The organism is Pseudomonas linyingensis (genome assembly GCF_900109175.1).
Taxonomy (GTDB): domain Bacteria; phylum Pseudomonadota; class Gammaproteobacteria; order Pseudomonadales; family Pseudomonadaceae; genus Geopseudomonas; species Geopseudomonas linyingensis.
This window is the reverse complement of the sequence record NZ_FNZE01000004.1, coordinates 305,245-328,996: the sequence shown is the minus strand read 5'-3', so window position 1 is coordinate 328,996 and position 23,752 is coordinate 305,245. Positions and strand designations below refer to the sequence as shown.

General features: G+C 68.8%; 20 protein-coding genes. 5 read left to right on the top strand and 15 right to left on the bottom strand.

The annotated features are described in order from the left end of the window. Positions 1 to 37: 37 nt before the first annotated feature. The 10 genes from paaD to paaF form a co-directional block, all read right to left on the bottom strand. Positions 38 to 634: a 1,2-phenylacetyl-CoA epoxidase subunit PaaD gene (paaD, locus tag BMZ19_RS07415; protein ID WP_090309132.1), complete on the bottom strand. Its 597-nt coding sequence runs from the start codon at positions 632 to 634 to the stop codon at positions 38 to 40. A gap of 19 nt (positions 635 to 653) precedes the next feature. Then, positions 654 to 1,418: a 1,2-phenylacetyl-CoA epoxidase subunit PaaC gene (gene paaC / locus BMZ19_RS07410; protein ID WP_090309129.1), complete on the bottom strand. Its 765-nt coding sequence runs from the start codon at positions 1,416 to 1,418 to the stop codon at positions 654 to 656. An 11-nt stretch (positions 1,419 to 1,429) separates the two neighbouring features. Then, the gene (gene paaB, locus BMZ19_RS07405) at positions 1,430 to 1,711 is read right to left on the bottom strand and encodes a 1,2-phenylacetyl-CoA epoxidase subunit PaaB (protein WP_090212460.1); all 282 of its coding nucleotides are present in this window, start codon (positions 1,709 to 1,711) and stop codon (positions 1,430 to 1,432) included. A gap of 27 nt (positions 1,712 to 1,738) precedes the next feature. Further along, positions 1,739 to 2,731: a 1,2-phenylacetyl-CoA epoxidase subunit PaaA gene (gene paaA, locus BMZ19_RS07400; protein ID WP_090309126.1), complete on the bottom strand. Its 993-nt coding sequence runs from the start codon at positions 2,729 to 2,731 to the stop codon at positions 1,739 to 1,741. Positions 2,732 to 3,066: 335 nt separating this feature from the next. Further along, positions 3,067 to 4,392, bottom strand: coding sequence for a phenylacetate--CoA ligase PaaK (gene paaK / locus BMZ19_RS07395; protein WP_090309124.1), 1,326 nt, complete (start codon positions 4,390 to 4,392; stop codon positions 3,067 to 3,069). A gap of 119 nt (positions 4,393 to 4,511) precedes the next feature. Further along, positions 4,512 to 5,717 (bottom strand): 3-oxoadipyl-CoA thiolase, encoded by a 1,206-nt coding sequence (pcaF, locus tag BMZ19_RS07390; protein ID WP_090309122.1) that lies wholly within the window; start codon positions 5,715 to 5,717, stop codon positions 4,512 to 4,514. Beyond that, positions 5,714 to 6,187: a hydroxyphenylacetyl-CoA thioesterase PaaI gene (gene paaI / locus BMZ19_RS07385; protein WP_090309119.1), complete on the bottom strand. Its 474-nt coding sequence runs from the start codon at positions 6,185 to 6,187 to the stop codon at positions 5,714 to 5,716. Before paaI ends, pcaF begins: the two co-directional genes overlap by 4 nt. Beyond that, positions 6,180 to 7,697 (bottom strand): 3-hydroxyacyl-CoA dehydrogenase PaaH, encoded by a 1,518-nt coding sequence (gene paaH / locus BMZ19_RS07380; protein WP_090309117.1) that lies wholly within the window; start codon positions 7,695 to 7,697, stop codon positions 6,180 to 6,182. The genes paaI and paaH overlap by 8 nt, the downstream gene beginning before the upstream one ends. Position 7,698: 1 nt before the next feature. After that, a complete protein-coding gene (paaG, locus tag BMZ19_RS07375; protein ID WP_090309114.1) occupies positions 7,699 to 8,490 on the bottom strand; it encodes a 2-(1,2-epoxy-1,2-dihydrophenyl)acetyl-CoA isomerase PaaG in 792 nt (263 codons plus the stop codon). Positions 8,491 to 8,559: 69 nt separating this feature from the next. Then, on the bottom strand, positions 8,560 to 9,333 hold the full coding sequence (gene paaF / locus BMZ19_RS07370) for a 2,3-dehydroadipyl-CoA hydratase PaaF (RefSeq protein WP_090309112.1): 774 nt from the start codon (positions 9,331 to 9,333) through the stop codon (positions 8,560 to 8,562). A 423-nt stretch (positions 9,334 to 9,756) separates the two neighbouring features. On the opposite strand from paaF, the gene paaN reads away from it, so the two are divergent. The 4 genes from paaN (at position 9,757) to BMZ19_RS07350 (ending at position 14,839) form a co-directional block, all read left to right on the top strand. Further along, positions 9,757 to 11,439: a phenylacetic acid degradation protein PaaN gene (paaN, locus tag BMZ19_RS07365; RefSeq protein ID WP_090309109.1), complete on the top strand. Its 1,683-nt coding sequence runs from the start codon at positions 9,757 to 9,759 to the stop codon at positions 11,437 to 11,439. Positions 11,440 to 11,538: 99 nt separating this feature from the next. Then, the gene (paaY, locus tag BMZ19_RS07360) at positions 11,539 to 12,132 is read left to right on the top strand and encodes a phenylacetic acid degradation protein PaaY (RefSeq protein WP_090309106.1); all 594 of its coding nucleotides are present in this window, start codon (positions 11,539 to 11,541) and stop codon (positions 12,130 to 12,132) included. Positions 12,133 to 12,196: 64 nt separating this feature from the next. Further along, positions 12,197 to 13,111, top strand: coding sequence for a transcriptional regulator FeaR (gene feaR, locus BMZ19_RS07355; protein ID WP_090309103.1), 915 nt, complete (start codon positions 12,197 to 12,199; stop codon positions 13,109 to 13,111). Between the two features lie 237 nt (positions 13,112 to 13,348). Continuing rightward, on the top strand, positions 13,349 to 14,839 hold the full coding sequence (locus tag BMZ19_RS07350; protein WP_090309099.1) for an aldehyde dehydrogenase family protein: 1,491 nt from the start codon (positions 13,349 to 13,351) through the stop codon (positions 14,837 to 14,839). A gap of 69 nt (positions 14,840 to 14,908) precedes the next feature. Here BMZ19_RS07350 and BMZ19_RS07345 read toward each other — a convergent pair whose 3' ends face one another. The 5 genes from BMZ19_RS07345 to BMZ19_RS07325 form a co-directional block, all read right to left on the bottom strand. Continuing rightward, positions 14,909 to 16,213 carry an OprD family outer membrane porin gene (locus BMZ19_RS07345; protein ID WP_090309096.1) on the bottom strand — a complete coding sequence of 435 codons (1,305 nt, stop codon included), beginning with the start codon at positions 16,211 to 16,213 and terminating at the stop codon, positions 14,909 to 14,911. A 246-nt stretch (positions 16,214 to 16,459) separates the two neighbouring features. After that, positions 16,460 to 17,230, bottom strand: coding sequence for an IclR family transcriptional regulator (locus tag BMZ19_RS07340; protein ID WP_090309094.1), 771 nt, complete (start codon positions 17,228 to 17,230; stop codon positions 16,460 to 16,462). 81 nt (positions 17,231 to 17,311) lie between these two features. Continuing rightward, a complete protein-coding gene (locus BMZ19_RS07335) occupies positions 17,312 to 18,805 on the bottom strand; it encodes an amidase (protein ID WP_090309091.1) in 1,494 nt (497 codons plus the stop codon). Continuing rightward, the gene (locus BMZ19_RS07330; RefSeq protein ID WP_090309089.1) at positions 18,806 to 20,134 is read right to left on the bottom strand and encodes a citrate-proton symporter; all 1,329 of its coding nucleotides are present in this window, start codon (positions 20,132 to 20,134) and stop codon (positions 18,806 to 18,808) included. Positions 20,135 to 20,169: 35 nt separating this feature from the next. Then, complete coding sequence (locus BMZ19_RS07325; protein ID WP_090309086.1) at positions 20,170 to 21,381, bottom strand: M20 aminoacylase family protein; 1,212 nt, start codon at positions 21,379 to 21,381, stop codon at positions 20,170 to 20,172. A gap of 466 nt (positions 21,382 to 21,847) precedes the next feature. Here BMZ19_RS07325 and BMZ19_RS07320 point away from each other — a divergent pair, with 466 nt between their 5' ends. Then, the gene (locus BMZ19_RS07320; protein ID WP_090309083.1) at positions 21,848 to 23,746 is read left to right on the top strand and encodes a sigma-54-dependent Fis family transcriptional regulator; all 1,899 of its coding nucleotides are present in this window, start codon (positions 21,848 to 21,850) and stop codon (positions 23,744 to 23,746) included. Positions 23,747 to 23,752: the final 6 nt, after the last annotated feature.

The following is a 23,752-nucleotide window of genomic DNA, read 5'->3' as shown; positions in this document are numbered from 1 at the left end:
GTTCTCCAGGCTCGCGTCGCGGCGGTGGGCGAGCCGTTCAGATGCACTTGAAATAGTCGAAGGGCTCCAGGCAGGAGCGGCAACGGTACAGGGCCTTGCAGGCGGTGGAGCCGAACTGGCTGACCACTTCGGTGTCGTGGCTGCCGCACTGCGGGCAGCAGACCTCGTCCTTCTCGCCGAGCAGGCTGCGCTTGCTGCTGCTGCCCGACGGCGGGGCGATGCCGTAGACGCGCAGGCGCTCGCGGCCCTGCTCGCTGATCCAGTCGGTGGTCCATGCCGGGGACAGGCGGCGCTCCAGGCGCGGGGCGCGGAAACCGGCCTGTTCCAGCGCCTTGGCGATCTCGCTTTCGATCAATTCGGTGGCCGGGCAGCCGGAGTAGGTCGGGGTGACGGCCACCATCAGGTGGCCATCGACCCAGGAGACCTCGCGGATGATGCCGAGGTCGACCACGCTGACCGCCGGCACTTCCGGGTCCATCACCTGTTCCAGCACCTGCCAGGCGCGCGGCAGGTCGGACTCGTCCGCCTCCCGTGCGCCGCCGTCGGAGGCGATCAGGCCAGGCTGCGCCTCGGAACCCGGCGCGGCGACGGGGCTGCCGCCGAACAGGGCGTCGATCTCGGACGTGTTGGCCATGTTGCCTCCACTCGGCGTCTTACCAGGTCGCATCGGGGTAGGCCCGCTGCAGGAACTGCATTTCGGCCAGCAGGATGCCCAGGTGCTCGGTGTGCAGGCCGCGCTTGCCGTCCAGGTAGAAGTAGCTGGCCGGCTGCGGCACCGGCAGGCTGGCGCGCTCGAACACCTGCTCGACGGTCGCCTGCCAGGCGGCTGCCACGGCAGTGGCGTCGGCGCCGATGCCGGCGGCGGCCAGGCGCTGCTGGATCTCGTCGCTGCTCAGCAGGTCAAAGGTGAAGCGCCACACTTCGTCGATGCCGGCGAGCATGCGCTGGCGGCTCTGCTCGGTGCCGTCACCCAGACGCTCGACCCATTCGCCGGAGCGGCGCAGGTGGTAGGTGACTTCCTTGAGGCCCTTGGCGGCGATGGCGGCGATGCGCTCGTCGCTGGAGGCGCTCAGCGCGCTCAGGGTGTGGAAGTGCCAGGCGTCGAACAGGAACAGCTTGGCGGTGGTCACCGCGTAGTCGCCGTTCGGCTGCTCGACCAGCAGGGTGTTGCGGTAGGCACGCTCGTCGCGGCGGAAAGCCAGCTGGTCGGCGTCGCGGCCGTCGGCCAGCAGCTCGGCGGCGTACTCGTACCAGTTGCGCGCCTGGCCGACGAGGTCGAGGCCGACGTTCATCAGCGCCATTTCCTCTTCCAGCGCCGGAGCGCGGCCGCACCACTCGCACAGGCGCTGGCCGTTGATCATGGCGTTGTCGCCGAGACGCAGCAGGTATTCGATCAGGTCGTTCTTGTTGTCAGTCATGACCCGCTTCCTCACATGTGGCCGACTTCGTCCGGCAGCTCGTAGAAGCTGGCGTGACGATAGACCTTGTCCTGCGACGGGTCGAAGAAGGGCTCTTTCTCATCGCCGGCGGTGGCGGTGATCTGTGCCGACGGCACGACCCAGATGCTCACGCCTTCGTTGCGGCGGGTGTACAGGTCGCGGGCGCTTTCCAGAGCCATGTTGGCATCGGCGGCGTGCACGCTGCCGACATGCTTGTGGTTCAGACCGTGCTTGCTGCGGACAAACACTTCGAAAAGGATCCATTCGGACATGGCGGGGTTCTCCGAGTCAGGCGCCGATCAGGCGGCGTTTTGTTTTTGTTGGCGTTTGGCGGCATGGGCGACGGCGGCTTCGCGTACCCAGGCGCCGTCCTCGATGGCCTTGCGGCGGGTGGAAACGCGCTCGCGATTGCACGGGCCGTTGCCCTTGAGCACGTCGTAGAACTCCTGCCAGTTGATCGGGCCGAAGTCGTAGTGACCGCGCTCCTCGTTCCACTTGAGGTCCGGGTCCGGCGCGGTGCAGCCGAGGAATTCGAGTTGCGGCACGGTCTGGTCGATGAAGCGCTGGCGCAGGTCGTCGTTGCTCATGCGCTTGACCTTCCAGGCCATCGACTGCGCGCTGTTCGGCGAGTCGGCGTCGCTCGGGCCGAACATCATCAGCGCCGGCCACCACAGGCGGTCGATGGCGTCCTGGACCATGTCCTTCTGCGCCTGGGTGCCGTGGCGCATCATGGTCAGGAGGATTTCGTAGCCCTGGCGCTGGTGGAAGCTCTCTTCCTTGCAGATGCGGATCATCGCGCGCGAGTAGGGGCCGTAGGAGGTGCGCTGCAGCACCACCTGGTTGACGATGGCGGCGCCATCGACCAGCCAGCCCACCGCGCCCATGTCGGCCCAGTTCAGGGTCGGGTAGTTGAAGATGCTCGAGTACTTGGCCTTGCCGCTGTGCAGCTTGTCGATCTCCGCGTCGCGGTCGGCGCCGAGGGTTTCCATGGCGCTGTACAGGTACATGCCGTGGCCGGCCTCGTCCTGGATCTTGGCCATCAGCTGCAGCTTGCGCTTGAGGGTCGGCGCGCGGGTGACCCAGTTGCCCTCCGGCAGCATGCCGACGATTTCCGAGTGGGCGTGCTGGGAGATCTGGCGGATCAGGGTCTGACGGTAGGCGTCCGGCATCCAGTTCTTCGGCTCGATCTTGATCTCGGCATCGATGCGTTCCTGGAAGGCGCGCTCCTCGGGAGTCATCTCCTCGAGGCTCTTGACGCGCTTGACTCCGGTTTCGACGAGTTGTGCGTACATTTTCTTGTTTTCTCCAGCCATGGTTGCAGGCAGGGCAGCGCCCGGGCGTTCTGTATTTTTATATGATACACAAAGCAAAAGCAAACAAATGTTTTTAGTGTCGCTTTGTTCGTTTTAGCGATGAGCGGGGAGGTTTTCAGAGCATCGGGGAGCAGGAGTGGCGCAGGGTGGGTTAGGCCGCAGGCCGTAACCCACGAACCGGCCGCCAGGCTGGCCATGGCGATGCCTGGCGGCATCGGTGGTGGGTTACGCCGCGTTGCGGCTAACCCCCCCTACGGGGCTTTCTCTCGGGCATAAAAAAGCCCCGCCGGAGCGGGGCTTTCGGGCGGCCGGGATCAGGCGCTCTTGCGCTTGTCGATCACGTGGGCGGCCTTGCCTTCCGAGCGCTTGAGGCTGAAGCACGGGCAGATGTTGATGCGCGTGCTGATGCCGACGTTGCTCTTGATGTGGTGGGCCAGTTCGCGGCTCACCGCCTGGCGCTCGGTGTCGTCCAGTTGCTCGAACTCGGGCTTGAGTTCGACCAGCACGTCCATGCCGTCGAGGTTGCCATTGCGATACACATGCAGTTCGTACTGGGCGGAAAGCTGTTTGACTTTCAGTACCTGCTCCTCGATCTGCGTAGGGAACACGTTGACCCCGCGGATGATCAGCATGTCGTCGCTGCGCCCGGTGATCTTGTCGATACGACGCATGGCGCGCGCGCTGCCCGGCAGCAGGCGGGTCAGGTCGCGGGTGCGGTAGCGGATCATCGGCAGCGCTTCCTTGGACAGCGAGGTGAACACCAGCTCGCCCATCTCGCCGTCCGGCAGTACTTCGCCTGTGACCGGGTCGATGATTTCCGGATAGAAGTGGTCTTCCCAGATGGTCGGGCTGCCCTTGCTGTCGGCGCACTCCATGGCCACGCCTGGGCCCATCACCTCGGACAGGCCGTAGATGTCCATGGCCTGGATGCCCAGGCGGCTTTCCAGCTCGCCGCGCAGCTGGCCGGTCCACGGCTCGGCGCCGAAGATGCCCAGGCGCAGCGGCAGCTTGTGCGGGTCGATGCCCTGGCGCTCCATCTCGTCGGCGATGTTCAGCATGTACGAGGGGGTGACCATGATGATGTCGGGCTGGAAGTCCTTGATCAGCTGGACCTGCTTCTCGGTCTGGCCGCCGGACATCGGGATCACCGTGCAGCCCAGGCGCTCGGCGCCGTAGTGGGCGCCCAGGCCGCCGGTGAACAGGCCATAGCCGTAGGCGACGTGGATGCGATCGCCGGGGCGGCCGCCGGCGGCGCGGATCGAGCGCGCCACCAGGTTGGCCCAGGTGTCGATGTCGTTGGCGGTGTAGCCGACCACGGTGGGCTGGCCGGTGGTGCCGCTGGAGGCGTGGACGCGCGAGACCTGCTCCATCGGCACGGCGAACATGCCGAACGGGTAGTTGTCGCGCAGATCCGACTTGCCGGTGAAGGGGAACTTGGCGAGGTCGGCCAGCGACTTCAGGTCGCTGGGATGGATACCGAGGGCGTCGAACTTCTGGCGGTACACCGGCACGTTCTCGTAGGCGTGCTGCAGGGTCCAGCGCAGGCGCTCCAGCTGATGGTGGCGCAGGTGGTCGAGGCTGGCGGTTTCCATCGGGTCGAGCAGGGCGCTGTTCGCAGAGGCATTGTGCATGGCGTTCATGGCATCTCTCTTTGTTCTTGTGTGGAGCCACGGGCGACTGGCGAGGCCGCCCGTTCTTGTTGTTGTAGGTCTTTTACCAGCGTTGCGCGCCTACGGGGCGGGGCGCGCAGCGGTGGGGATTACAGGCGTTCGATGACCATGGCGATGCCCTGGCCGACGCCGATGCACATGGTGCACAGCGCATAGCGGCCCTGGCGCTCTTCCAGTTCGTTGAGCGCGGTGGTGACCAGGCGCGCACCGCTCATGCCCAGCGGGTGGCCGAGGGAGATGGCGCCGCCGTTGGGGTTGACCCGCGCATCGTCGTCGGCGATGCCCAGCTCGCGCAGCACGGCCAGGCCCTGGGCGGCGAAGGCTTCGTTGAGTTCGATCACGTCCATGTCGGCCAGGCTCAGATTAGCCAGTTCCAGCACCTTGCGGGTCGCCGGTACCGGGCCGATGCCCATGATGCGCGGCTCGACGCCGGCGGTGGCCATCGCCACCACGCGGCCGCGGGCCTTGAGGCCGAAGCGCTGGGCGGCTTCCGGGCTGGCCAGCAGCAGGGCGCAGGCGCCGTCGTTGACGCCCGAGGCGTTGCCGGCGGTGACGCTACCGCCCTCGCGGAACGGCGTGCCGAGCTTGGCCAACTGCTCCAGGGTGGTGTCCGGACGCGGGTGTTCGTCCTGATCGACCACCTTGGCCGGGCCCTTGCGCTGGGCGATCTCCACCGGAACGATCTCGCGGGCGAAGCGCCCGCGGGCCATGGCCACGCCGGTCTTCTGCTGGCTGCGCAGGGCGAAGGCGTCCTGGTCGGCGCGCGACACGTTGAACTGCGCGGCGACGTTCTCGGCGGTCTCCGGCATCGAGTCGACGCCGAATTCCTTCTTCATGATGGCGTTGACGAAGCGCCAGCCGATGGTGGTGTCGAACATCTCGGCCGAGCGGGAGAAGGCGCTCTCGGCCTTGCCCATCACGAAGGGCGCGCGCGACATGGACTCCACGCCGCCGGCGATCATCAGCTGGGCTTCGCCGCAGCGCAGGGTGCGCGCGGCCAGGCCGATGGCGTCCATGCCCGAGCCGCACAGGCGGTTGACGGTGGTACCGGGCACGTTCTGCGGCAGGCCGGCGAGCAGGGCGGACATGCGCGCGACGTTGCGGTTGTCCTCGCCGGCCTGGTTGGCGCAGCCGTAGACGATGTCGTCGACCGCGCTCCAGTCGACCTGCGGGTTGCGGGCCATCAGCGCGCGCAGCGGCACGGCGCCGAGGTCGTCGGCGCGTACGGCGGCCAGCGCGCCGGCGTAGCGGCCGATCGGGGTACGGATGGCGTCGATGATCAGAGCTTCGCTCATGCCTGGTTCTCCTGCTGGCGGACGGTGCCGCGGATCTTGTAGGACTTGCCGTGGAACACGGCGATCAACTGGCCGTGCTGGTTCTCGATGCGCACGTCGTAGTTGCCGGTGCGGCCGCTGCGGCTGACCTGGGTGGCGCGTGCAGTGAGCACGTCGCCGAGGCGGCCGGGGGCGATGAAGTCGATGCTGGCGCCGAGCGCCACTGTGGCGTCGTCGTAGCTGTTGCAGGCGTAGGCGAACGCCGAATCGGCGAGGGTGAACAGGTAGCCGCCGTGGCAGCTGGCGTGGCCCTGGATCATGATCTCGCTGATGGTCATCTGCAGGTCGGCTTCGCCCGGCGCCATGCGCAGCACCTTGATGCCGAGGTGGCGTACCGCCAGGTCGCGCTCGTACATGGCTTCGGCGCAGGCTTCGGCCAGTTCCTGGGGCGGCAGCTGGCCGTTGTCGTTATCTTGATGATGCTCAGCCATGGAAACGTTCTCCGGCGCAGTGCAGGCGGCGCAGCAGCAGGGACGGCCGATAGCGGTCCTCGCCGTAGCTGCGTTGCAGGTGGTCGAGCGCGCCCAGCACGGTGCCGACGCCGATGGCATCGGCCCAGGCCAGCGGACCCTTGGGATAGTTGACCCCGGCGCACATGGCCAGGTCGATGTCGGCGGCAGAACCGACGCCCTGCAGCACGGCATCGGCGGCCTCGTTGGCGAGCATCGCCACGGTGCGCAGCACCACCAGCGCCGGGCTGTCGGTCACTTCGGTCACGGCGATGCCGGCGGCCTGCAGCAGGCCGGTGACGGCTTCGCGGGCGGCGGCGTCAGTGCCGGCGGCGAAGGCCACGGCCAGGCGGCTCGCTTTCGCGTAGTCCAGCGCCAGGTCGAACAGCGCCAGGTTGCGCAGACCCTCGTCGCGGGCGCGCTCGGCGGCCATGCGGCCGTCGCTCAGCGCCAGTAGCGCCTCGCCGACGCGCAGCAGACCGGCGCCGTCGCGGCGCACGATCTCGATGCCGGCAGCCTCGATGCGCTCGACCAGCGCGGCAGCCGGGCCGAGGTCGCCTTCCACCACCACGCAGGCGGGTTTGGCGGCAGCTGCCAGGCTCTGCGCGGTGGGCCGCTCGGCGCCTTCGGCGTAGTCATAGAAGCCGCGGCCGCTCTTGCGACCGAAGCGACCGGCGTCGACCAGTTCCTTCTGGATCAGGGACGGCTGGAAGCGGAAGTCGCCGTAGTAGGCGTCGAACACCGAGCAGGTCACCGCGTAGTTGACGTCGTGGCCGATCAGGTCGGTCAGCTCGAAGGCGCCCATGCGGAAGCCGCCGGCGTCGCGCAGCAGCGCATCGAGGCTGGCGCAGTCGCTGGCGCCTTCCTGCAGCAGGCGCAGGCTCTCGGCGTAGAACGGCCGAGCGACGCGGTTGACGATGAAACCCGGAGTGGACTTGGTATGCACCGGCTTCTTGCCCCACGCCTTGGCGGTGGCGTACAGGCAGTCGACGGTGGCCTTGTCGCTGGCCAGGCCGGCGACGATTTCGACCAGCGCCATCACCGGCGCCGGGTTGAAGAAGTGCAGGCCGGCGACGCGCTCGGGGCGCTTGAGGGTGGCGGCCAGCGAGGTGATCGACAGCGAGGAGGTGTTGCTGGCGAGGATGCAGTCGTCGCCGCAGATCGCTTCCAGCTGGGCGAACAGGCCGCGCTTGACCTCGAGGTTCTCGACGATGGCCTCGACCACCAGGGCGCTGCCTTCGAGGTCTTCGAGGCGCGCGGCCGGGGTCAGGCGGGCGAGGGTGGCGTCGCGCTCGGCGGCGTCCAGCTTGCCGGCGTCGACGCGCTTGCCGAGCTGTTTGGCGATGCCGGCGATGGCCTGGGCGGCGGCGCCTTCGCGGGTGTCGAACAGGGCGACCGGATGGCCGGCCTGGGCGGCGACCTGGGCGATGCCGGCACCCATGGCGCCGGCGCCGATCACCGCGATGGCGGCGTCTTTATGCAGTGCGGTCATCTCAACGGCCCTTGAATTCAGGAGTGCGCTTGGCCATGAAGGCGCTGACGCCCTCGCGGTAGTCTTCGCTGCGCCCGGCCAGGCGCTGCAGGTCGCGCTCGAGATCCAGCTGCTCGTCGAAGCTGTTGCTGGCGCTGGCGTTCAGCGCGCGCTTGATCAGCGCCAGGCCGTAGGTCGGCTGGGTGGCCAGCTGGCGGGCCAGCTTGAGCGCCTCGTCCTGCAGGGCGGCGTCGTCGACGCAGCGCCAGATCATTCCCCACTGCTCGGCCTGCTCGGCGGACAGGCGGTCGCCCAGCAGGGCGAGGGCCTTGGCGCGGGCCATGCCGACCGCGCGCGGCAGGGTCCAGGTGCCGCCGGAATCCGGCACCAGGCCGATCTTGCAGAACGCCTGGATGAAGCTGGCGGAGCGGGCGGCGAGGGTGATGTCGCAGGCCAGGGCGATGTTGGCGCCGGCGCCGGCGGCCACGCCGTTGACCGCGCAGATCACCGGCATCGGCAGGTCGCGCAGGGCGCGGATCAGTGGGTTGTAGTTCTTCTCGATCGACTCGCCGAGGTCAGGGGCGGCGGCGCCCGGTGCCACGTTGCGGTCGCCCAGGTCTTGCCCTGCGCAGAAGCCGCGGCCGGCGCCGGTGATCAGCAGGCAGCGCACTTCGGCGTTCTGGCGCACCTGCTTGAGGGCCTCGCGGACTTCCTTGTGCATCGCCGGGTTGAAGCTGTTGAGCTGCTCCGGGCGGTTCAGGGTCAGGGTGGCGACGCCCTGCTCGATGGTGAAGAGGATGTGTTCGAAGCTCATGAAGGCGCTCTCTATTTATTAGTAGAGGGGCGCGAGCGCCCCCGGAATGCTCTCGAGGAGCCGGCGGACTCAGCGGCCCTTGTAGGCCGGCTTGCGCTTTTCCTGGAAGGCGCGGATGCCTTCGTTGCGGTCCTCGGTGCCGGCCAGCAGGGTGAAGGCGTGGCGCTCGAAGCGCAGGCCGCTGGCCAGGTCGGTGTCCTCGGCCTTGAGCAGGGCTTCCTTGGCCAGGCGCACGGCCAGCGGCGCCTTCTCGGCGATCTTGCGGGCGATGGCGACGGCGCGCTCGACGGTCAGCTCCGGCTGGGTGATCTCGCTGACCAGGCCGGCGTCGAGGGCGCGGCGGGCACTGATCGGCTCGCCGGTGAGGACCATCTGCATGGCCAGCGACTTGCCTACCGCGCGCAGCAGGCGCTGAGTGCCGCCGGCGCCGGGCATGATCGCCAGGTTGATTTCCGGCTGGCCGAACTGGGCATCCTCGCCGGCGATGAGGATGTCGGCGTGCATGGCCAGTTCGCAGCCGCCGCCGAGGGCGAAGCCGTTGACCGCGGCGATCAGCGGCTTGGAGAAGCGGGTGATGCGCTGCCAGTGGGCCAGGCGCGGGTCTTCGAGGATGCCGACCAGGTCGCGCTCGGCCATCTCCTTGATGTCGGCGCCGGCGGCGAAGGCGCGGCGGCTGCCGGTGATGACCACGGCGCGGGTGTCGGCGCAGGCTTCGGCGGCATCCAGTTCGGCGGCGAGTTCGCCGAGCAGCTGGGTGTTGAGGGCGTTCAGCGCTTCGGGGCGCTGCAGGGTGATCAGGCGCACGCCCTGTTCGGGGGGCAGGACGCTCAGGGTCTGAGGCATGGAAACACGTCCTCGCGGTGCACGCACGGGTGCTGAAGCACCGGGCTGGGTTATTGGAGTTGTTGTTGCTTCCGCTGCCCTGCCCACGGCGTGGGGCGGGATGCTTCGCGGAGCAGCCGTTTCGACCGAGTATACCCATAAAGTGATACAGATCAACTCGCGAGAAAGTGATTTAGTGTGTCTGTTTTATCGCCATTCGTGCCACTTCCGACGAGCGGAAAGGCGCCGCGCAAGGGGCTCCGGCGGCCTGTAGACCCGCCTGAAGTGGCCGGTTTTGCTGACATTCCCTTGATTTGCAAGGGCTTTGCCCGACGTATGGATTTCTCCGTCGGTCGCGGTTAAGGTGATGTGATACAAGAAAGTGGCCAGATATTAGACAAATGTCTTGTTTGTCGGTCGGCCCGTCACCTCGAGGAACCCGCCGTGCCTGCATCCGTTTCCGCACTCGACCTGTTCGCCCGCCACCAGCCGCTGCTCGAGCGCGCCCTCCAGGCCATCGCCGAACGCGACCACTGGACACCCTATCCGGAAAGCCAGCGTCCCTACGGCGAGGAGGCCGCGGCCGCCGGCCCGGTCAACTTCGCCGCGCTGCAGGGCCGCCACTTCGAGCTGCACTGCCCGGCGGTCAAGGGCCGCGTCGGCGGCGAGCGCTCGCCCTACGGTTTCGATCTGGGCATCACCTACGACCAGCCGGATCTCGACGCGCTGCTGAGCCACCTGCAGGTGCAGCTGCCTAGCTGGCGCGCCGCCGGCCCGCAGGCGTGGATCGGCGTATGCCTGGAGATCCTCCAGCGCCTCAACGCGCAGAGCTTCGACATCGCCCACGCCGCCGTGCACACCACCGGGCAAGGCCTGCCGATGGCCTTCCAGGCCGCCGGCCCGCATTCCCAGGATCGCGGCCTGGAGGCGGTGGCCCAGGCCTGGAAGCTGCTGCGCGAGGTGCCGGAGTCGGCGCGCTGGACCAAGCCGCAGGGCAAGCTCGACCCGCTGGTGGTCGACAAGCGCTTCCATATCGTGCCGCGCGGCATCGCCCTGGTGATCGCCTGCTCGACCTTCCCGACCTGGAACACCTACCCGGGCCTGTTCGCCAGCCTGGCCACCGGCAATCCGGTGCTGGTCAAGGCGCACCCCGGCGCCATCCTGCCGGTGGCGATGACCGTGCGCGTCGCCCAGCAGGTGCTCGCCGAGGCCGGCTTCGACCCGGCGCTGGTCAGCCTGGTGCCGGACACCCTCGATGCCCCAGTGGCGAAAGAGCTGGCCGTCGACCCGCGGGTCAAGGTGATCGACTTCACCGGCTCCAGTGCCTTCGGCAACTGGCTGGAGGACAACGCCCGCCAGGCTCAGGTGTTCACCGAGAAGTCCGGCCTGAACAGCGTGGTGATCGACAGCGTGACCGACCTCAAGGCGGTGGCGCGCAACCTGGCGTTCAGCCTCTGCCTGTACTCCGGGCAGATGTGTACCACCCCGCAGGCCATCTACGTGCCGCGCGGCGGCATCCGCACGCCCGAAGGCGTGCTCGGCTTCGACGAGGTGGCGCAGGCACTGGCCGGCGCGGTGAGCAAATTCCTCGCCGACAACGAGCGCGCCTGCGCGGTGCTCGGCTGCATCCAGTCCGAGGCGACCCTGGCGCGCATCGGCGCCTGCCATGCCCTCGGCGAGGTGCTGCTGGACAGCGAGGCGCGCGTGCATCCCGAGTACCCCGAGGCGCGCGTGCGCACCCCGCTGCTGCTCAAGGTCGACGGCAGCGAGCGCGCGGCCTACGCCGAGGAGCGCTTCGGCCCGATCAGCTTCGTGATCGCCACCGACGACACCGCGCACAGCCTGCAGCTGGTGCGCGAGACGCTGGGCGAGAAGGGCGCGCTGACCCTGGCCGTATACTCCACCGACGAGCAGGTGCTGGAGCAGGCCGAGGAACTGGCGCAGGATGTCGCCGTGGCGCTGTCGATCAACCTGGACAACGGCCTGTTCGTCAACCAGTCGGCGGCGTTCAGCGACTTCCACGGCACTGGCGGCAACCCGGCGGCCAACGCCGCGCTGACCGACGCCGCCTTCGTGGCGCGGCGCTTCGTGGTGGCGCAGAGCCGGCGCCACGTCGCTGCCGAATAACGTACCTGCCCGTAGGGGCGAATTCATTCGCCTGACGCGGCCATGTCGGGCGAATGAATTCGCCCCTACAGGTGCACAACAACAAGAAGAGGAATACCCATGCCCTGCTACCGTTACGCCGGGGTCACCCCGGTGGTCCATCCCACCGCCTTCGTGCATCCCACCGCCGTGCTGATCGGCGACGTGATCGTCGGGCCCGGCTGCTACGTCGGCCCGCTGGCCAGCCTGCGCGGCGACTTCGGGCGCATCGTCCTCGAGGAGGGCGCCAACCTGCAGGACACCTGCGTGATCCACGGCTTCCCGGCCAGCGTCACCCGCGTCGCCCGCAACGGCCACATCGGCCACGGTGCGGTGTTGCACGGCTGCCAGATCGGCGAGGACGCCATGGTTGGCATGAACGCGGTGGTGATGGACGACGCGCACATCGCGCCGCGCTCGATCGTCGCCGCCTGCGCCTTCGTCAAGGCCGGCTTCGCCTGCGAGGAGCAGTCGCTGGTGATGGGCGCGCCGGCGCGGGTCAGCCGCCAGCTCACCGACAAGGAAGTGCGCTGGAAGCAGGCCGGCACCCGCGAGTACCAGGTGCTCGCCCAGCGCTGCCGCGAGGCCATGGAGGAGTGCGCGCCGCTGGCCGAGCTGGAAGCCGAGCGGCCGAGCCTGCCGGCTTCCGAGGTCAAGCCCAAGGATGCCTCCTAATCCGCCACCGGGCGCTGCTCGGCATGCGACATGCCGGACAGCGCCGAGTGCGAGGTGAGCAGCGATGAACACTAGGCAGACCACGGTGGACGAGGCGCTCGACGGCTGGCTGCAGCGGGTCAACGCGCTGTGCGGACGCTTCTGCGCCAAGGCGCTCGGTCCCGAGTTCGCCGGCGCCATCGAGCAGTACCGCGGCGGCGCGCTGCAGATGTCCTTCGTCGACATCGCCCATGCCCGCCTCTACCGCACCCCGCAGGAGGTGGCGGCGAATGACGGCAAGGGTTACTACGCGGTGTTCCAGCTCGCCGGCAGCGCCTGCATGGCGCAGGACGCTCAGCGCATCGTGCTCGAGCCGGGCGACATCACCCTGATCGACGCCGCGCGGCCCAGCGACTTCAGCTATGGCGCCGGGGCGCGCCAGCTCAGTCTGATCCTGCCGCGCGAGGTGGTGGAGCGCAGCCTGCGCTTCGCCGCAGTGCGCAGTTGCGAGGTGATCGCGGCGCACACGCCGGTGGCAGTGCTGGCCAACAGCCTGGTGCACGAGTCGGCGCGCCAGGAGGGGCTCAGCCTGCTGGAAAGCGAGGCGACCCTGGATGCGCTGGTCAGCCTGCTGCGTCCGGCGATCAGCGCCAGCGAGAACGCCGACGACCTGCACGAGCGGCTGTTCCGCCGCGCGCTGGCGTTCATCGACCGGCACATCTGCGAGCCGGAGCTGTGCCCGGAGCTGCTCGCGCGCGAGATCGGCGTGTCGCTGCGCGGGTTGTACCGCATGTTTGCGCGCAAGGAACTGGTGGTGGCGCAGTACATCCGCAACCGCCGCCTCGACCTGTGCGCCGAGGCGCTGCGCCATGCCGGCAGCGACCTCAAGCTGTCGGCGCTCGGCTACGCCTGGGGATTCTCCGACTCCAGCTACTTCTCCACCGCCTTCAAGGCGCGCTTCGGGGTGGCGCCGGGCGAGTACCGCAAGCGTTATCAGTAACGCCCGACCTGGCGACAGCCATGCCATGGCCGGCTGGCGGGTTTCATGCGCATTGCTCAGGCTGGCAGCCTGAGCAATGCGCCTGGCATGCACACACAAGAAGCCCCGCCATCCGCCTGCGCACAATGGCCAACCCATGCCGGACGGGGAGGGGGACTCTCAGCCTCTCTCGCCTTCCGGTGTCCCGTGGCGGCGCAGCCAGCGTCGCCCGTGCCAGAGCGGATACGAGGTGTGAAGATGAGTGTCGTCAGTGTCCTGCCGCAGGTTGCGGCCTTTCTCGAGCGTCGCCACGGCTGTTTCATCGACGGCCGCTGGCTGGTCGACGACAGCCCGCGCAGCCCGGTGGTCAACCCGGCCAATGGTGAGCGCATCGCCGAGGTAGCCGAGGCCGACGAGGCGCTGCTCGACCGCGCCGTGCAGTCGGCCCATGCCGCGTTCAAGAATGGCGTGTGGTCGGGCCTGCGCCCGGCCGATCGCGAGCGCATCCTGCTGCGCTTCGCCGCATTGGTCGAGGAGCACGGCGAGGAGCTGGCGCAGCTGGAAACCCTCAACCAGGGCAAGTCGATCAATGTCTCGCGCATGCTGGATGTCGGCGCCACCGTCGAGTTCATGCGCTACATGGCCGGCTGGGCGACCAAGATCGAGGGGCAGAGCCTCGACGTGTCGATCCCGATCCCGCAGGGCGCGCGTTTCACCGCCTTCGCCCGCCGCGAGCCGGTGGGCGTGGTGGCCGGGATCATTCCGTGGAACTTCCCGCTGATGATCACCCTGTGGAAGGCCATGCCGGCGCTGGCCTGCGGCTGCACCGTGGTGATCAAGCCGGCCAGCGAGACGCCGCTGTCGGCCCTGCGCCTGGTCGAGCTGGCCCATGAGGCCGGGGTGCCGGCCGGCGCCTTCAACCTGGTCACCGGGCGCGGCAGCCGCATCGGCAACGCCCTGGCCGGTCACCCGCTGATCAGCAAGGTTTCGTTCACCGGCTCCACCGAGGTCGGCCGCGGCGTCGGCATCGCCGCCATGCAGAACATGACCCGCTTCGCCCTCGAGCTGGGCGGCAAGAACCCGATGATCGTGCTGGCCGACGCCGACCTCGACAAGGCGGTGCAGGGCGCGCTGCTCGGCGGCCTGCTCAACCAGGGCCAGGTGTGCGCCGCCGCCTCGCGCTTCTACGTGCAGCGCTCGCGCTACGCCGAGTTCGTCGACAAGCTGGGCGCGGCGGTGACCGGCATGAAGGTCGGTCCGGGCATGGATACCGCGGCGGCGATCAACCCGCTGGTGTCGCGCAAGCAACAGCAGAGCGTGCTCGAGCACGTCGAACTGGCCCGCCGCGAGGGTGCCCGCGTGGTTGCCGGCGGCGGCGAGGTGCCCGGCGAAGGCTTCTACGTGCAGCCCACCGTGCTCGCCGACGTGCGCCAGGAGATGAGCATCGCCCGCGAGGAAGTGTTCGGCCCGGTGCTCTCGGTGCTGGCCTTCGACAGCGAGGACGAGGCCATCGCCCTGGCCAACGACAGTCCCTACGGCCTGGCCGCCAGCCTGTGGACCAACGACCTGACCAAGGCGATGAACCTGGTGCCGCGCATCGAGGCCGGCACCGTGTGGGTCAACGCCCACGTGCTGCTCGACCCCAACATGCCGTTCGGCGGGGTCAAGCAGTCCGGCGTCGGCCGCGAGTTCGGCCGCGCGGTGATCGAGGCCTACACCGAGATCAAGTCGGTGTGCATCGCGCACTGATTGGCTGAGTGGTGTTGAGGACGGGCGGGGCAGCGATGCCCCGCCCGTTTCTTATTTCGCTATTGCCAATCAGAAGTTGAACACGTAGTTCAGATAGAAGCGCTCGGCATTGTGGGTGATGATGCCGGCCGGGCCGCGTGTGGTCATGAAACGGGAAATGCCGTCGGGTGTGCCTTCGGTCTCGAACTCGACGTGCAGCCAGGCTGCGCTGAGACCTTTGAGGACGCCGTCGAAGTTGTATTGCAGGACGGTCTGCAATTCGTCGCGCGAGAAGTCGTTGAATCCGGCGGCGTGGCTGGAGAAGGCATAGTGGGCGTCGAGGCGAAGTTGCGGCAGGCCGATATCGGCGAAACTCATGCCGGCACTCAGCTTGAACATTTCTTCGTTCTCCAAGCCGAAGTAGTAGAACAACTTGGCGCTGCTGTTCCAAGTGCCGTGGTCCTTGGCGAAGAATAGGCGGTCGAAGTCATCGCCCCATACCTTGTTGTAGGCAACGCCCGCGTAATAGGCACCGCTGCGATATTTGGCCGACAGGTCGAGATAGCGCGCATCGTGCGACTCCTCGGCCTCGTACAGGCCTTTCACGCCGCCGTATTCGAACAGCTTGCCGGCGTCCTGCTGCAGGCCGCTGGTGGCGTACAGATCGAGGCCGCGGCCTGCGCCGAGATCGAAGCTGTGCTCCAGCTTGACCATGGCCTCGCGCAGGTAGTCGTCCGACTCGGCGTATTCGGCTTGCAGGCTGCTGCCGGTCGGCAGCTTCCAGGCCAGCGCGTAGAGGCGCAGGTCGTCGATCTGCTCGCCGCGGAAGTTGGTCAGCTCGTCGCCCCAGCCGTTCTCGTGGCGCGGGCTGAAGGCGTGGATGCGGCTGAAGCGCAGCTCGACGGGGTCGAGGCGGTAGCCGAGGTCGAAGCCGACGGTGGCCGCCGGCAGGATGCGCGTGGTGTCGTCGCGGTATTGGGCGTAGCGGCGGATCTTCTTGCCGGCGCCGAGGTTCAGCTCGCCAGCCCCGCCAGCGAATTTCCCGCGCAGGTAGGCTTCCACCGGCTTGGCGATGCCGTGCGGCGACTGCACCGAGTCGTCCTTTTCCAGGTTGCTGATGCTGTTGGCGTCGTCGCCGACGTGAATGTCGTTGGCCAGGCCGTAGCTGTAATCGACGCCCAGCATGTCGCGGTACCAGCCGGAGTTGAAGCTGAACTGGGCCGCCTGCACCCACTCGTCGCGGGTCGGACCGAAACCGCCGCCGTCGTTTTCATCCCAGTAGAACTGGCTGTAGCGCAGCGATGTCTTGCTGTCGTCGAGAAAGCCCTCGGCGTGCACTCCGGCGGCCAACAAGCAACCAGTCAAGCCCGCCAGATATTGCCGCTTAATTCTCATGAACCCACCTCTTGTTATTGTGACTTGGTGCATTGATTCGTCCGCTTGGACGGCAACCTAGATTCACGGGAAGAGTTCAAGTGGGCAACGCAATTGGGTTCCGCGGCGTGGAATAGCTTGGGAAGGTTGTCGGTAAGTCGTGCGTGTTGCGGCTGGCGAAAGAAGACGGTGGGGATTTTCCGGAGTTGAGCGGATTAATTATTAAGGGTGCGCAATGAGTGCACCTGGCGGTGCCCCCCGTATGTATCAGTCGAAGCTTTTCTGCAGCTGGCTGACGGTCTCGGCGAGGGTGAGCAGATAGCGGCGCTGGACCTGCTCGACGCTGTCCTGCTCGCGCGGCCAGTGCAGGGCCAGGCCGCCGACCAGGCGGCCCTTGGCGCGCACCGGCAGGGCCACGGCGCGGATCAGGAACGGCAGACGCAGCGGGTATTCCCAGTGGCCCTCGGTGCGCTCGCCGAAGCCCTGGCTGTGGGCCTGCTCCTGCACCTGTTGCAGCTCCTCGGCGCTGACCTGGTGCTGCTGCGCCAGGCGCTCGACCTCGCCGCTGTCCAGCTCGCCGAGGCAGGCCTTGCCCATCGCCGAATGGAACAGGCTGGCGGCCTGGCCGACCACCATGCGGTGCAGTGGGTAGCTCTTGCGCAGCGTCTGGGGGATGGCGCTTTCCAGAACGAAGAGGTTGTCGCCGTCGAAGAACGACAGGTCGGCGACCAGGCCGGTGCGCTCGCTGAGCTCCTGCAGCAGCGGCGCGGACTGCTCGACCAGGCGACGGCTGAGGCGCTTGACCGGATCGCCATACAGGCGCCGTGCGCACAGCCGGTAGCGGCGGTCGCACAGGCCGCGGTAGATCCAGCCCTGCTCCTGCAGGGTGTGCAACAGGCGCGACACCGTGGCCTTGGGCAGGCCGGTGAGGTAGTGCAGTTCCTCCAGGCCGAGCTCCTGATGCTCGCCGAGCAGCTCGACGATGGTCAGCGCCCGTTCCACTGAGCGCACGGTGCCCGCTTCTTCTTTGCCTTGCATCTTCACCTCCCGCGCCTCCCGGCGTTACCTCGAAAAGATGTGCAAGAAACAGGCCCGTACGCTCAGGGAGCGGTGCGGCCGCTAGCGGCCGTCCTTGAGCAGGCCCGGCGGGAAGTCGCGCACCCACTGGGTGAGCTGCTCGTGGGCGTGGGCCAGCTGCAGCACGGCGAGGTCGGCCTGCGCCGGGCCGATGAGCTGCAGGCCCATCGGCAGGCCGGCGGGGCTGAAGCCGACCGGCACGCTGATCGCCGGCAGCCCGGCCAGGCTGACGCCGACCACCACCTCCATCCAGCGATGGTAGGTGTCCATCTCGCGCCCGGCGATGCTACGCGGCCACGGCTGGGTTGCGTCGAAAGGGAACACCTGGGCGCTGGGCAGCAGCAGATAATCGTAACGCTCGAACAGCTTGCCGAGCGCGCGGTACCAGTCGCTGCGGTCGACGCTGGCGCGGTAGACGTCGGCGGCGCTCAGCGCCAGGCCGCCCTCCACCTCCCAGCGCGCCTCCGGCTTGAGCTGCGCGCGCTTGACCGGATCGGCGTACAGCTCGCCGAGCAGGCCCTGCACCAGCCAGTGGCGATGCACCAGCCAGGTCCGCCACAGGCGCTCGGGGGCGTAGTCGGGGAGACAGGCCTCGACCTCGCAGCCGAGCTCGTCGAAGTCGGCCAGCGCGCGCGCGCAGAGGTTCAGCACGCCCATCTCCATCGGCAGGTGGCCACCGAGGTCGCCCAGCCAGCCGAGGCGTGCGCCCTTGAAGTCGCGCTGCAGCGGACCGAGCGGGGCCGCCGGGTCGTCGCGCAGCGACAGCGGCGTGCGCGCGTCGTAGCCGGCCTGGGTGTGCAGCAAGCGGGCGACGTCAGCCACGCTGCGGCCCATCGGCCCCTCGGTGCCCAACTGCTGGACGAACAGCTCGCCGCTGGGGCCGAACGGCACGCGGCCCTGGGAGGGGCGCAGGCCGTAGACATTGTTGAACGCCGCCGGGTTGCGCAGCGAGCCCATCATGTCGCTGCCGTCGGCCACCGGCAGCATGCGCAGGGCCAGCGCCACCGCGGCGCCGCCGCTGCTGCCGCCGGCGCACAGCTGAGGTGCGTAGGCATTGCCGGTGGTACCGTAGATGGTGTTGTAGCTGTGCGAGCCGAGACCGAACTCCGGCACGTTGCTGCGGCCGACGAAGATCGCCCCGCTGGCGCGCACCCGCGCCACCGAGATGGCGTCGTGGCCACTGACCTGCCCGGCGAACAGCGGCGAGCCCATGCTGGTGCGCGTGCCGGCGCAGGCGGCGAGATCCTTCACCGCCTGCGGCATGCCGTGCATCCAGCCCAGCCACTGGCCGCGGGCCAGCAGGCGGTCGCGCTCGTCGGCCTGCATCAGCAGCGCTTCGGGCGACTCGAGGGCGACCAGCGCATTGACCTGCGGGTTGAACTCGTCGATCTGCTCCAGGTAGGCCTGCATCACCTCGCGGCAGGACAGCTGGCGGCTACGGATCGCTTCGGACAGTGGCAGGGCGTCGAGGGCGACGATCTCCCCGCGCAGGCCAGCCGATTGGGCGGTGTGCAGCGCTTGTTTCACGGTGGACATTCACAGGCTCCTGGTGCTGGCGGTGAGCGGGGTGGCGCGGCGCTGCTGGCGGGCCAGCGCGGCAGGGGCCGCTTCGCGCAGCAGGCCGAGGCCGCCGAGGCCGATCAGCGAGGCGAACAGCACGTAGTAGGCCGGAGCCACCGGGGTGCCGCTGGCTTGGGTGAGCCAGGTGACGATGAACGGAGCGAAGCCGCCGAACAGCATCACGGCGATGTTGTAAGCCACCGCCAGGCCGGTGGAGCGCACCTTGGTGGGGAACTGCTCGGCCATGGCGGTCGGCGTTGGGCCGAAGAACAGGCCCATGGCGGAGCACAGCAGCAGCTGCATGATCAGCAGGCGCTCCACGCTGGGGACGGCGGCGACCCAGACGTACAGCGGGTAGATCAGCAGGAAGAACGCCAGCATGCCGGCGAACAGCACCGGGCGGCGGCCGAGGCGGTCGGAGAGCAGGCCGGCCATCGGGATCACCACCGTCATCAGCGCCACCGCCAGCATCTGCACCATGAACACCTGGTCCAGTGGCAGGCCGAGCTGCTTGTGGGCGAAGGTCGGCATATTCACCAGCACCACGTAGAAGGCCACGGTTCCGTTGATGGTGGAGCACATGGTGGCCAGCACTGCGCGCAGGTTGCCGCGGATGGTCGCCAGCAGGCCCTGGCCCGGCTCGCTGCTCTTCTGTGCGGCGACGAAATCCTCGGTTTCCTCCATGTGGCGGCGGATCCACAGACCGACCGGGCCGATCAGCAGGCCGAGGATGAACGGCACGCGCCAGCCCCAGCTGTCCAGCGCCTCGGGCGTCAGGGTGTGGGTGACCAGGGCGCCCATGCCGGCGCCGGCGAACACCGCCAGGCACTGGCCGAACAGCTGCCAGGCGCCGTACAGCCCGCGGCGGTTCGCTGGCGCGCACTCCACCAGGAAGGCGGTGGCACTGGCGTACTCGCCGCCGGTGGCGAAGCCCTGCAGCATGCGCGCGATCACGATCAGCAGCGGCGCGCCGATGCCGATGGCGGCGTAGCCGGGGGCGAAGGCGATCATTGCGATGGACACGGTCATTAGCAGGATGATCAGTTGCATCGCCGCCTTGCGGCCCTTGCGGTCGGCGTAGAGGCCGAGCAGCACGCCGCCCACCGGGCGCATGAAGAAGCCGACGCCGAAGGTAGCCAGCGCCATCAGCAGCGAGGTGTGCTCGTTGTCGGCCGGGAAGAACAGCCGGGCGATGATGCTCGAGAGAAAGCCGTAGACGATGAAGTCGTACCACTCGAGGGCGTTGCCGATGACCGCGGCGGTCACCTGGCGGGAACGCGAAGTCCCGCTCGGGGAAGCGTGCATGGGGATGTCTCCTGTGAGGCGCTGAGGATAGGGGGTTAGTCGACCAAGATGGTCTGCGGTTGGTCGGCGGGTGTCGCCGCCAGCCAGGATTCGGTGAGCGCGGCCCAGTAGGCGGCGCCGCGCACCAGGATGGTGTCGTTGAAGTCGTAGGCCGGGTTGTGCAGGCGTGCGCAGTCGTCGGCGTCGCCGTTGCCGATGAACAGGTAGCTGCCCGGGCAGCGCTGCAGCATCCAGGCGAAGTCCTCGCTGCCCATCACCGTGGGCGCCTCGCTGACCTCTCCGGCGCCGGCCAGTTGCACGCCGACCTCGCGGGCGAAGGCGGTTTCCTGCGCGCTGTTGACCAATACCGGGTAGGCCGGGCGGTGCTCGATGTGCGCCCGGCAGCCGTAGCCCTGCGCCTGCGAGTGGATGATCGCCTGCACCCGCTCCAGCACCTGCTCGCGTACCCCGGCGTCCAGTGCACGCAGGCTCAGGCGCAGCAGCGCCTGCTGGGGGATGACGTTGGCGGCCTCGCCGGCCTGCAGGGCGCCGACGGTGACCACCGCGGCCTGCTGCGGGTCGACGTTGCGCGCCACCACACTCTGCAGGGCCATGACAGTGCCGGCCGCCGCCAGCAGCGGGTCGACGGCCAGATGCGGCATCGAGCCGTGGCCGCCGACACCGCTCAGGCGCACCTCAAGCAGGTCCTGGGAGGCTAGCAGCGGGCCGGCGCGAAAGCCCAGCTGGCCGGCGGGCAGCCCGGGCATGTTGTGCATGGCGAACAACGCATCGCAGGGGAAGCGCTCGAGCAGACCGTCGGCGAGCATCGCCTCGGCGCCGCCCTGGCCTTCCTCGGCGGGTTGGAAGATTAAGGTGAGGGTGCCGTCGAACTGGCGGGTGGCAGCCAGGTAACGGGCCGCGCCGAGCAGCATGGCGGTGTGGCCGTCGTGGCCGCAGGCATGCATGCAGCCGGCATGGCGGCTGCGGTAGGGCAGGCCGCTGGCCTCGTCGATCGGCAGGGCATCCATGTCGGCGCGCAGTCCCAGGCGGCTGGCGCTGCTGCCGACGCGCAGCACGCCGACCACCCCGGTACGGCCGATGCCGGTATGCACCTCGTAGCCCCATTCGCCCAGCCGCTGCGCCACCTTGGTGGCGGTGCGCTGTTCCTCGAAACCCAGTTCGGGGTGGGCGTGGATATCCTGGCGCAGGGCCTGCAGCTCGGCGCGGGTGTCGTCGAGCCAAGCCAGGATGTGCTGGTGTCGAGCCATGCCATTGCTCCTCGTAGCCGGGCTCGTGCCCGGTCTTGTTGATCGGTGGCCGGGCAGCGGGCGGAGTCCCGTGGCGGCCTGTCTCCAGCTAACCGCGGCGGGCGGGAAAGGACAACGAAAGCCGGTTCCACAGGGTGGAACCGGGCGGGGTGCCGCTGTGCGGCCATCCGGGGTAGCGTCCTTGCCGATAGCTGGCGCGGAACTTGCTGTGAATTCGCAGCCTGGCCGGTCGCCTGATTGACCTTTACGTCAACAGAATGCCGTGCAATTCTCTCCGCCCGTCTGCATCGCGCCTCCGGCCTTGTCCGGTCGCGGGCGCAGCGACAAGAATCGAATTGAACGACGGCCATTCGCCGGCCAGGCGATGGTTTCCCCTTGCCGCACGGTGTGCGCCCGAGGGGTGGTTTCTACTCACTCCGGCGTGTACCGGGGCGAGGTTCCGAGTCGTGATTCGCTGGAGTGACCGATGACCCTGTCGACAAGAACAACAGAAGACTTCATCGGGGCTTCTCGCAGGATTCGCCAGGCCTTGTGGTCCGGGGAACGCTTGCCTGAGGGAGCCTTGCGTGCGGAGATCGACGCCTCCTGGCGGCGCAGCCTGGGCCATGGCCTCAGTTGCTGGGACGAGCAGGCGCCCGCCAGCGACAGCGCGGCCGATGCCGAGCGGCTGCTGGGCAGCAATCGTCTGCTGCTGGACGCCGCCACCCCGCAACTGGACTACCTGGCGCGCCAGCTGGGCGAGACCGGGCTGATCATCCTCGGCGACAGCGAGGCGCGCGTACTGGCCATCGAGGGGCAGACCGCCCTGCTGCCCGGCCTGGGCCTACACGATCTGCAGGTGGGCAGCTGCTGGAGCGAGGCGCTGCGCGGCACCAACGCCCTCGGCACCACCCTGGTCGAGGCGCGGCCGACGCTGATCGACTGTGGCGAACACTATCTCGACCGCCTCAGCCCGTTTTCCTGCACCTCGGTGCCGATCCGCTGCCCCCAGGGCGGCGTCCTCGGCGTGCTCGACCTGACCCGCGTCGGCCTCATGCCGCAGCCGCAGGACAACCTCGCCACCCTGCTGCTGGCCGCCAGCCAGATCGAGAGCCGCCTGTTCGCTGCCCTGTACCCGGAGCAGCTGGTGGTGGCCTTCCACTGCCGCCGCCAGTACCTCGACTCGCCCTGGCAGGGCCTCCTGGCGCTGAGCCTGGAGGGCGAGGTGCTGGCCGCCAACGACCAGGCCTGCGCGCTGCTCGAGCTGCCGCGCGAGGCGCTGCTCGGCCGCCGCTGTGCCGAGCTGCTCGGCGGGCAGGGCAGCCAGACGCTGGTCCGGCGCCTGCTGCAGGGCGCACCGCTGAGCGTGCAGACCGCCCGCGGCGAATTCTGCTGCCGCACCCTGCAGGTACCGGCGGCGGCCAGTGCCGGCCTATGGCAGGGCATGCGGCCGACGCCGGCGCGTGCCGACTGCCTGGAGGCCCTGGCCGGCGACGACCCGCGCCTGGCCCGCGCCCTGCGCATGGCCCGCCAGGGGCTGGCCGGTGGTCTGCCGGTGCTGCTGCTGGGCGAGACCGGCACCGGCAAGGAGGTGGTCGCCCAGGCGCTGCACCAGGCCAGTGCGCGGGCCGACAAGCCGTTCGTCGCGGTCAACTGCGCGGCCATCCCCGAGGGGCTGATCGAGTCGGAGCTGTTCGGCTACCGCGAGGGCGCCTTCACCGGCTCGCGCAAGGGCGGCATGGTCGGCCGCCTGCAGCAGGCCAACGGCGGCACCCTGTTCCTCGACGAGATCGGCGACATGCCGCTGACCCTGCAGGCACGCCTGCTGCGCGTGCTGCAGGAACGCAAGGTGCTGCCGCTGGGCGGCGGCGCCGAGCAGGACATCGACGTGGCGATCATCTGCGCCACCCACCGCGACCTGCGCGTCCAGGTGCAGGAAAAGGGCTTTCGCGAGGATCTCTACTATCGCATCAACGGCATCAGCCTGCGCCTGCCGGCGCTGCGCGAGCGCGAGGACCTGACGGCGCTGATCGAGCGTCTGCTGGACAAGCTCGGCGCGCCCGGGGTGCGCCTGGACGCCGATCTGCAGGAGCTGTTCGGCCACTACGACTGGCCGGGCAACATCCGCCAGCTGGAGATGGTGCTGCGCGCCGCGCTGGCCATGCGCGAGGCGGACGAGAGCGTGCTCGGCCTCGACCACCTGAGCGACAGCCTGCTTGACGAGCTGACCGCCAGCACCCGCCAGGCCAGCAGCATCCGCGAGAACGAGCTGAAGCTGATCCGCGACACCCTCGAGCGTCAGCAGGGCAACGTCTCGGCGGCCGCGGAGGCGCTGGGCATCAGCCGGGCGACCCTGTACCGCAAGCTCAAGCAGCTGCGCGGCTGAGCCCTG